Consider the following 10,129-nt stretch of genomic DNA (forward strand, 5'->3'; position numbering starts at 1 on the left):
TATATTATGCAATCTCTTTGAGTAGATCCGGGGGTCTTATTTTGAGTGCTTTGAAAGCGTCGTAAGCATTGCCCATCATTTCAGTCCTTGCAAGAAAGCGTTTGCCTTCTACCGTTAGCTCAACTGCCCTTATCTCTTTCAAGTCTTCGAGTATTTCTGCGTAAGAGAAAGTACTTCCAATCTCTTTCAGCTTTCTACATAAGGCAGTCTCCATTACAAGCGCAAGGAAACAGATCATTATGTGGCCCTTCACCCTCGTGTCTGTGTAATGGTATATAGGGCGAAGATCGAGCCCGCTCTTCAGTTCCCTGAATGCCCTCTCTACTTTCCACAGTAATTTGTACGATTGAGCAACCTCTCTATTGGTAAGTTTTGTTTGTTCTTAGAACGTATTTGCCATCGTGTTTTACTTCTGGGTAAATTGCGGACTGCCTCCATTATTTACAAATGGTCATCGTAGCCAACGATAGTGTTTGCGTGATTAGTGTTTGGATTCGTGTAATTCGTACTGTTCCATACGTCGGAGGGACTCAAGTTTGCATACTTGTCAGCGTCGACGGAAATGGAAACTAGATATCCGGCATTTATGTACGATTTCAGTGTCTGAATGTCCTGATCGTTTTCTACCATCAGGACTCTCATTACGTTGGTGCGGCTCCTGTACCTCGGGGCTTCTCTCCACGCAGACTCCGAAGGCCATGTCTTGCTGTCGTTAGGATTGTAGGGCATCTCTTTCCAGCTGCTCACGCCTGTATTAGATATAAGCTTCATCGCATCCTGGTATGCGGAACCTTGATCATAGCCATCGTTTATCTGGTGATAGATGAAATCTGGACTGAGTATCCTGTCCTGGTAGGAAGCAGTGGGCGCCCCGTAGTATCCTCCCACCCATTGAGCACCGCTTAGGTCCCAGTTCCTGTCACAGGCTTCATAAAAAGTGGCTGTGTAATACCCTACCGAGAAGGCTACACATGAACCTTCGTTTCCCTGATTACCTATCGGTGGAAAGTGGATCGAACTTGAATGGTCAAGAGAAACAGGTAGCGTCTCCTGCAGACCAAAAGCCTCCATCTCATACCAGCTGTTTGCTATCTCTTCCCACTCTTCAACCGAGGGCGGTCTCAGACCAGTGCCGTAACCGTTTATTATCTCGTTGTAGCCTCTTCCCTCTTCATACACACCCATCGTTTCTTTCATTCCTTCGAGTAGTCTCTTTGAAAGACCTCCATCGTTTGAAGAGAGATCGTAGTTCGAAGCGGCCGAGACTGTGACGCCCGGGATCTGTACATTCACATAAGAGTTGTTGACGGTGTTCTTTGGTGTCTGTGTGGATGTGAAGACACTTGAAGGGATACCCGATGGATAATTGTCGTATATCTCTACCGAGAAGAACTCGATAGTGCCTGTGCTGCCTGTATTCGTATCATATACTTTCAGATATAACGTCTCGTTATTGAATGGAAGGAGTTCGGTTATGTCCAAGACCATTTTGTTGTCTGGGTAAGGGTGTGGCCCGCTACGTTGATAATAGTCATCGAATCTCTTCTCTCTTGAAGGAGAAGAGGGGTTTCCTACGCCTACATAAACGCTACAATCATCCCTGACCAGGTGTGATATCTTGAAAATGGCTATCGCTCTGGGTTCATAGTTGTCTTTGGGATCGACCACAAAGCACAGAACCTTATTCTGTTTCATGGCTTCATAGGTTATATACAGAAAACCGTCAGGGACGTTTTCCCATCCCCCTATTCCCCATGAGTTGGCCACTTTGAAGCCTCCGGTTTCCTGTGAAGCTGCATTATAAGTGAAGTTCCAGGAGATTACATTCGAATAGGCGCCGTCGCTGTCTTGTGCCCTGACTTCGAATACGTGGGCGCCCTCTGAGTAGCCGCTCCACGTGTAACTCGTGTTCAAGTCGTTGTCTGTCCAGCTTCCTCCGTCTTTTCTGTATTCGTATAAGGTAATGCTCCCGTCGGGATCGACTCCGTCCCAGCTGAATGCGTTGCTGTCTTCCCCTATCGCCCCCTCCATTCCACTCACTTTCTCTATTACCGGTGGAATGTTGGGTATATCGTAAACGAAGTTCCAGGAGATTACATTCGAATAGGCACCTTCGTCGTCCTGCGCCCTGACTTCGAATACGTGAGCGCCCTCTGAGTAGCCGCTCCACGTGTAACTCGTGTTCAAGCCGTGGTCTGTCCAGCTTCCTCCGTCTTTTCTGTATTCGTATAAGGCTATGCTCCCGTTGGGATCGTCTCCGGCCCAGCTGAAAGTGACGCTACTCTGGTTCATCGTTCCGGATGGACCGCTCAACTTATTGATCACAGGTAGTCTATTGACCGTTATTCCAAAAGCAACTTGACCGTTTCCGCCCTTATTGTCCGTTACTCTCACAGTTACAGTCTTCGTTCCGGCATCTGTGTATGTAGCTGTGTAGGTGTATGTAGATCCCGCTATGTTTCCCACTCCGGATACTAGAGTAAAGGTTAGAGCATCTCCGTCCGGGTCATCTGCATAGTCGTTCAGGTTGAGGGTAAGGGTCTCCCCTTCGTTCATCGTCTGGTCCTGTATGTCCAGCATAGGGGGTCTGTTTACGTCGGTTACACTTATGGTAAAAGTAGAGGTCGCTTCTCCACCCTTTCCATCGTTCGCGCTTATGCTTACCTCGAAATCTATACTCTCGGCTGCCGGGTCGTACTCTCTAACCTTTTTCAGTACATCGTAATCGGGGGTGTAGGTATATGTCGCACCGGTTATCTCTCCAACTCCGGATACTAGAGTAAAGGTTAGATCGTCTTCATCGGGGTCATCTGCATAGTCGTTTAGGTTGAGGGTAAGGGTTTCTCCTTCGTTCATCGTCTGGTCCGGTATGTCCAATACAGGGGGTCTGTTAACATCGTTTACCGTTATTTTGAATGTGTCTTCTGCTGACTTATCCTTTGCATTCGTTACTCTTATCTTCACCTCTTTCTGGCCGGAGTCATCAAATGTCGGGGTGTATCTGTAATCGCTCCCCACTATCTCTCCAACTCCGGATACTATTGCAAAGGCAAGGGTGTTCTTGTCTTTGTCTTCGGCGTATTGTTTTAGGTCGAACTGAAGTACCTGTCCTTCATCTACTGTCTTATCAGGTATGGTCAGTTTTGGTGGTTTGTCAATGGTAGGACAGCCAAGAAGGAGAAACATAATCGAAAAGAGAAACAAGAATAAACAGACAGACAGAAGCTTGTTCTTCATAACCCACCCCCACTAGCGAGGCCTCGCACCGGGAATTAACACTTCAAGTCTATGAGATTATGCGGGAATGTAAGTGCTACGCTCTCTTGTGAATAATATACCACTTGTTACATTGCAGGCAAAGCAATCTTTTTCTGTTAATAGAGAGTAATAGTGCCCTATTGGCTATCCAAACACGCTATTAGACGACAAAATAGGGACTCCATTTTCTCAAGAGCAGTTCCGCGTTCCTTTGATTCGCGTTCAAGCAGGCTTTCCGTCAACTGTTCACCGTTCTCCGCAGAGCAGCCGTCAAAGAGAAAAACATTGTTCTTTGTTCCAGAGCAAGGATCAGTTCTTCGTTCTTGGTCAAGTGCATATCAAAGAGAGAGATGCTTGTGGCGGCGGAAGCTTCAACGCCTCTGACTGGTTTCTTCTTTCTCTCTCTCTTCTCTCATGAGCGCAGCGAACGTCTCGACTGTGCTCTTTCTCGATTGATCTTATCGGAGGACGGGTTTTTGCTCTTGGACGGCTGACGGAGGACCGCTCTCCCAGCGTTCAGCGGGTTCACCGCTTTTAAGCGTACAGCGGCCTTTTCGGTGAATGGGTTCATGATCTTGAACGGTCAACGGTGAACCGTATTTCACAGCCATCAGCGCGTTGTTGTTCTTAAGCGCACAGCGGTTTTTTGAGCGAGATCCTGTGCTGGTAACTCTGAATGACGTGGGGGACGTCAAATGGGGGAAGCTGAACATTAGCGGAGATTCAGTTATTCTCTCCAGTCCTGCAACTTCAATCCTGGAATTCTGCTGAAGTTTTTCATGTTGTGCGTGACTAAAGTCATGTCGTTTTCGATGGCAATACCGGCTATGAGAAGATCTATATCATCCAAAGGCGTTCCGAGTTTTCTAAGATATGCGTAGTGCGTCGCAGCGATAGAAGCTGATTCAAGCGTAATAGGAAGTACTTCATTGAACAGACAAAACTTCAGGAATTGCTCTATTTGTCTTGTCGCTTCAATATGTCTCAAACCACCGCAAAAACATTTAAAAAAATTGGGACAGACTTTATTATTTACTTACCTGTAATGTATTTATTCATAAATACTCCTCGTTTTTATCAGACAAAGCACAAAGGGGCGTTCGAAAACAGAAAACGCCCCTGAACTAGATTTTGGTCGGTAAAGAGTATTTACTCCGCTTCTTCCACGGTGATATGAAGAGTGCGTTCAAGCAGTATGTTTTGGAGTTCGAAGTTTGGGAAATCAACAAGAAGGGCTGATATCACGAGCTCATAGTCTCCTGCCCCGGGCAGAAGGTCTTTTCGGGACGGACTTTTTTATTTACATTTGCGTAATATAGAACTTCATTCAGGAGAGCAGTGCAAAGAGAGATGAAGACAAAAGAGATACAAGAAGAGGTATCTCCTTGCCTTTTTCACCACGAGGGGATCGATATGTTGTTTTTTGATTATGAATTATGGTCTAATTGGTACGAGAGGGGGTGAAAGCAGTGCGAAAAGCGTACATAGTACTTGTATTGTTGGTGAGCTTAGTACTGTTGAATGGTTGCGTTCTGGAAGGTATTTGGAGAAGACTTCCGACAGAGTTTCGAGGAGTAGTGGCAAATGAGTCGAGTTATACTCTAGAAATCAGGATCTATGACACGGATGCAAACAAACTCATCTACACTACAACCCTCGCGCCTGATCACTATACAATAACACACTTGGATGAGAGAAATTACACACTCCGCTCCGAGAGAGCTTTCTCTGATATCTACCACAAGACCGCATACATTCATCCCAACGCAATCAAAGCAGATTGCTCTTACGATGGTGTCTACTACGATTGGCGGGTAATCTTTAGAGATGGTTATCCTATAGTTGACCCGTAGGTGTAGGGTGTATCTGGAAACTCCTGGGTTGGTTTGACTGGTGTACTATGAGATCCACGTATCTTTACAAATGGCGAGTCTCCTGAAACCATTGAAGTGCAACATCTTTTCCTCTTCTTTTCCTTTGTAGAGAACTGAGTACATGTCTGTTACCTGGTGAGGTTTCTGGGCTGTCAGAGAGGAAACCTATGAGTTTCCAATAATCTAGGGCGACTCCTAAGATAGTATTTGTCGATGAGCAGCTTTGTCCTTATCTTGAACACTTTCTTCAGCTTCAATAAGTGAGAAACATCCATCTACGTCCTCTCAGGTTATTGGGAAGCTCTGCATTTTGTTTTTTGTTGCGTGAAGTTGTATTGAGCATGACCAACCAAGTTCTACTCGCACAATGTCAAAGCTTTTGCCATTCGTTCGATACTCCCTATGACTACCAGATCCAAGTAAACAGCTCATACTATTTCAATTGTCTTCGTCAGAGCTAATAATCTGTGCATCATTTGAGACAAGGAGGGATTACTAGATGTCTATTAAGAAGAGTTCTGAGAGTTCTCCACGACTTCTTCTGGTCGTAGTTCTGCTTCTTGCCGTAGTTCTATGCTGTGAGCTTGTTGTTACAGCTAGTGAGATTGAATTCTATGGGCCCAAAAAGCGAGTTGCAATTGCAGATGTAGAAGTTCTTGCTCCGGGTGCTCCAAGAGGTTTGGCAAACGGTATTGAAGAAATGCTTATTAGCAGTCTTCACCAGAGTGGTCGATTCATAGTACTCGAACGTTCTGCCTTGGAAGAGATTTTAAGAGAGCAACGATTGAGCTTGACTGGTGTAATCAGACCAGATACCGCTGCAAAAGTAGGAGAGCTCTTTGGTGCTCAGATCCTTGTAAAGACAGTAGTTACCGGGTTTGCAGAAGAGAAGATTGGCACAGTTCAGCTGGGCCCCCTAGTTGTTTCCATAGTCCGAGGATATATAGCTATGGATATGAGGATATTTGATGCAAACACTGGGGTTATTATCGAGAGCAGAAAAGCAGAGTCGACTATTACAGAAACAGGAGGGGGGGTCCTGATTCGTGGTGGTATTATCGACTTCACTATTTCTGACTACGAAAAGACGCCCTTGGGGAAGGCTACCAGAGAGGTAATTGACAAACTGGTCGACTTCATTGTCAGTGAGGTACGACCTGTTCCCTGGCAGGGTCGCGTAGCGATTGCAGAACCCAGCAAGGTATACGTCAACGCAGGATTTGATGTCGGCATGCAGAATAACTCATATCTAGAAATCTTTGAACGTGGTAGAGAGATTATTGATCCATCAACTGGACTTTCTCTTGGCTTTCAGAAAACAGGGATTGGTGTGGCAATTGTTGAAGAAGTTAGTGAAAAGTACTCTGTTGCATCGCTTCTTGCAGGATCTGCTGGCTCTGATGGAGATATCGTCGAATTTGTGAGAGCCGAGAGTGTTACTGGTATCATCGAAAAATACAAAGCTCATCGCCCTGATGATAATCGAGAAGTAAAGGACGGCGAACGAGATCCTGTTCTAAGTAAATCAATCGTTGTTATGATCCCGGAGACCCATATAAGAAGGCGTGTGGAGACGCGTATACCAGATCCTGCAGCTGAGACAGAGATTATCAGAGTACTAGTCGAACATGGTTTTAATGTTGTTGACCAGATAAAGGTGGCCGAGATTCGCTATACGGAAATGGCTTTTGCAGCAATCCATGACGTGAGAAATGCCATATCTCTTGCTCGGCAGTTTGATGCTGACATGATTATCATAGGTGAAGCTCTTAGCGAATGGGTTGAAGACATACATAATATGGTATCCTGCAGGGCACGAGTTGAGGCTCGAATAATTGACATGAACACTGGAAGAATTCTCGCAGCAGATGGAGTAGAAGGTTCTGCTCTGGATGTAAGTGAAGGAATAGCGTCAAAGAAAGCTCTCAGAGCAGCAAGCACAATGCTGGCAAATTACTTCGTTGATCAGCTATTCGCGCAGCAACCCGATGAATACGTTGTTATGGAACAGATCGAGGTTCTGATCACAGGACTCAGTAGTTATAGACAGCTTATGGAGTTTGAAGAGGCTCTTGAACAGATTGATGGAATTGCGGAGGTTCACAGACAGAGTTATGCAGGGGGCATTGCAAGGTTCACCTTGAGGAGTTCAGTAACGGCTCGTGAGATAACCGACGCACTGTTCCGATGGGCTTTCGATTCATTCGACCTTGATGTTACGTACTTCTCGTCTTCTAAAATCGAGCTTGAGGCAATGTGAAATGTGGAGATCATTGTGAATAAGAGCTCCCCGAGATAATGTGCATAAGATTATCATCTGTGGTGATCGCCAGGAGTATCAACTAGGGGTAGTAGCCGGTTAGACCACGAAATGTTTGACTTCTGTGTGGCCTAATTGAAAAAATGGAAAAAATGGGGACAGATACCGTTTTTTGAAGGAACGCTAGTTCCGCGAAGACCGCGCGGGTCAGAGCTGCTTCGCAGGAAGACAATAAAAATTGAGACAGCCTCCATTATTTACATCCCGGAAACGTTGTTCTACGTTCCCGCATTGAAAATAGGGACTCCATTTTTCCAAGAGCCGTCCTAGGGAAGAGAGAGACCCAGTCACTGGTGAAATGAGACGCAAGGCCGGCAAAGATCATGCCGGGACGCAATGCCCGGAGAAGCGTCCGGGGACGCAAGGCTGCCTTCGGCAGGAGGGCAACGAACTAGCCAGTCACGTTCGGTGGCCAGTCTTTGCTTCGCAAAGGCCAGTCTCGCCTTCGGCGAGGCCAGTTCCGGCTGTGCCGTCCAAACAAAGACCATTGAGAAAGAGCGTTCTGGAGAGGTTCGCTTCGCTCACGAGAGAAGAGGGAGAGAGAGAAGAAACCAGTCAGGTTGGAATTACGCCGTCACAAGAACCTCTTTGATCTCACCTTGACCAAGAACGAAGAACAGATCCTTGCTCTGGAACAAAGAACAATGATTTCTCTTTGATGGCTGTCTGCTCTCTCGGTGGACGGCGGACCGTTGACGGACAACGTTGTCTTCGTCAGCGACCAGCGAAAAGCGGCTCTTTGATGGGAGATCCCGTACAGGAGCATTACGGGATGACAACCGGACCAACTCGTTTCATTTTCCCTCAACCTTTCAAGTCATGAAGTGGGGTCTGGCGTCTCGTAGGAGCTTTAGGGGCTGTTCTGAGCGTTAACGAAAATTGGAATCTGAGGAACCGGACAGTACCTATTTGCACCGGTGGCATCTGACATTCGACAGAACGTCAAGGGTTGCATGAAGTGAAGCATAGAAACGTACAGGCAATTCACTAGACGTGGAGTCGGAAAGAATACAGGAGTTCTATTTCAACGGTGCTATTTTTTAGAGTTGCAGAGACTTCGCATCACCCCATGCTGCCGAAAGATCATTCTGGTGCATTGAAGCCCATTCAATCCGAGTCCCGGGGCTCTGTGAGGTAAGGCTCCTGCGATGACTGCCAGTGACTCTATTTCTAAATAGCTTAATGTTCACCATCGTGAGCATAGAAGTGTGAAGGAAGTTCATCTTCGTGGTACATGTAGATTACTATTCCATACAGCCGACTGATTGCAGGCATTCACACCGCGGCCTTTGTTTTGGGGAAGATCTCTTCTGGCTTCTTTCCCGTTATCCTCATAAAAAGCGAATCAGCGCAGCTTTCAAGATCTTCTCCCCATGCTAAAGCTCTGCCGTCCCTGACAATGCTAACGCCTTCAAAAAACTCATAATTCTTGAGAGGACCGAAAAGAGGAGATGCGGCCAGCTCAGAGAAATCCACTGTTCCCACTACTCCATTTTCAAAGGCGAGTTTTACCTTAAAAGCCTCCAGAGCTTCCGCCTGAGCTATTCTTATCATAATTCACCTCCTTCTCTGCTTGAATTATAGCACTGGAAGCATTTTTCTCAAGTTCATTCGCCGGAGTATTGTGCATATTCGATCTTGGACCATGTGATCTTTGAGAGGACTATTAATTCTATTGCGATAGTGTTGCTCTTCCAGAGCAAAACAAATACGGACTCTATCTTTCGATAATCTGTGTTGAAGGGAGTTCCAAGTGCCGAGATACAAGTTTAAGGAGCTGGAAGAACTTCTTCTGGTGCTTGATCAGAGATATCCGGAGAAGTGGACAACTTGTTGTCCAAAATCCCGTGGCATAACTACGAGCTATTGTCAATATTGAAAGCCGAGTGTCCACATTGGAATCGAATTTGAATGGGGCAGATCCGTATCGTCTCTTATTACGAACTCTGCTTTCTTTGGTTTCTTGCTCCTTCCTCCCACTTCAATAATCTTGCCATCTACAGAGAAATCTCCGTTTCGCTCATCCGCACAGGCAAAGATTCTTTTACCCGAATCTTCAAAGGATTGTGCCACATAGGCTTCTCTTCTTGTTCCGGTATTTCCTGTACCAATTGAGTAGAAAGTAGGGTCGCCAAAGAATATTTTCTCACCCTTGGAGAAAGTTCGATTATCATTCTGTCTATATACTATTCTGATTATTCCTGTTGCGTTCATTACAGTAAGAAGTTCATAGAGTTTTCTCTTCCCTATACCCCACTCTCTACACATTCTCTCAATGTTCAGTGTTGGAACTTTCGATATCGCCAAAAAGCCTACAACGGCATTCATTAGCCTGAAGTGAATATCCGAGATTTGCGGCACGAAGTACGGAACATCTCCATGAAGTGTCTTTTCAATAATGTGTTCTATTTGCTCTCGAAAGTCCCACTCCATATAAGACGGCCTGAATCCTCGCTCAAGATACTCCTCAAAAGCAGAAAGTACGTTTGTACAGTTTATTATCTCTTTAACTGAAGAAGGCTCAAGAGAGAATGGCTCTAATTGTGGCAGCGAAATTCCATCCCTAAGAAATATGTATTCCCTCAAAGACATTAGAGGGATTTGAATCCTGGAGAATCTTCTAGATAGATCTGCGATCCCCTGTCTTGAAACAAGGCTGCTGCTATCGCTAGCTATT

General features: G+C 45.8%; 7 protein-coding genes and 1 pseudogene. 2 read left to right on the forward strand and 6 right to left on the reverse strand.

What is annotated here, in order from left to right:
* Positions 1-4 precede the first annotated feature (4 nt).
* The 4 genes and pseudogenes from V512_RS14975 to V512_RS06930 form a co-directional block, all read right to left on the reverse strand.
* A complete protein-coding gene (locus V512_RS14975) occupies positions 5-238 on the reverse strand; it encodes a hypothetical protein (RefSeq protein ID WP_243392296.1) in 234 nt (77 codons plus the stop codon).
* A 33-nt stretch (positions 239-271) separates the two neighbouring features.
* A pseudogene (locus V512_RS14980) lies at positions 272-334 on the reverse strand (hypothetical protein); the annotation flags it as partial.
* A gap of 107 nt (positions 335-441) precedes the next feature.
* Positions 442-3,237 carry an Ig-like domain-containing protein gene (locus tag V512_RS06925; RefSeq protein ID WP_099829726.1) on the reverse strand — a complete coding sequence of 932 codons (2,796 nt, stop codon included), beginning with the start codon at positions 3,235-3,237 and terminating at the stop codon, positions 442-444.
* Between the two features lie 748 nt (positions 3,238-3,985).
* Positions 3,986-4,246, reverse strand: a complete 261-nt coding sequence (locus V512_RS06930) for a PIN domain-containing protein (RefSeq protein ID WP_099829727.1) — start codon at positions 4,244-4,246, stop codon at positions 3,986-3,988.
* A 481-nt stretch (positions 4,247-4,727) separates the two neighbouring features.
* Here V512_RS06930 and V512_RS06935 point away from each other — a divergent pair, with 481 nt between their 5' ends.
* Together V512_RS06935 and V512_RS06940 are read left to right on the forward strand one after the other, a co-directional pair.
* Positions 4,728-5,111 carry a hypothetical protein gene (locus V512_RS06935; RefSeq protein ID WP_099829728.1) on the forward strand — a complete coding sequence of 128 codons (384 nt, stop codon included), beginning with the start codon at positions 4,728-4,730 and terminating at the stop codon, positions 5,109-5,111.
* 520 nt (positions 5,112-5,631) lie between these two features.
* A complete protein-coding gene (locus tag V512_RS06940; protein ID WP_099829729.1) occupies positions 5,632-7,392 on the forward strand; it encodes a CsgG/HfaB family protein in 1,761 nt (586 codons plus the stop codon).
* Positions 7,393-8,727: 1,335 nt separating this feature from the next.
* Here V512_RS06940 and V512_RS06955 read toward each other — a convergent pair.
* The gene (locus tag V512_RS06955) at positions 8,728-9,006 is read right to left on the reverse strand and encodes a DUF2442 domain-containing protein (protein ID WP_099829731.1); all 279 of its coding nucleotides are present in this window, start codon (positions 9,004-9,006) and stop codon (positions 8,728-8,730) included.
* A 315-nt stretch (positions 9,007-9,321) separates the two neighbouring features.
* Positions 9,322-10,129 (reverse strand): ATP-binding protein (locus V512_RS06960; RefSeq protein WP_099829732.1); only part of this gene is annotated, 808 nt, incomplete at its 5' end.

Source organism: Mesotoga sp. Brook.08.105.5.1 (genome assembly GCF_002752635.1).
GTDB lineage: Bacteria > Thermotogota > Thermotogae > Petrotogales > Kosmotogaceae > Mesotoga.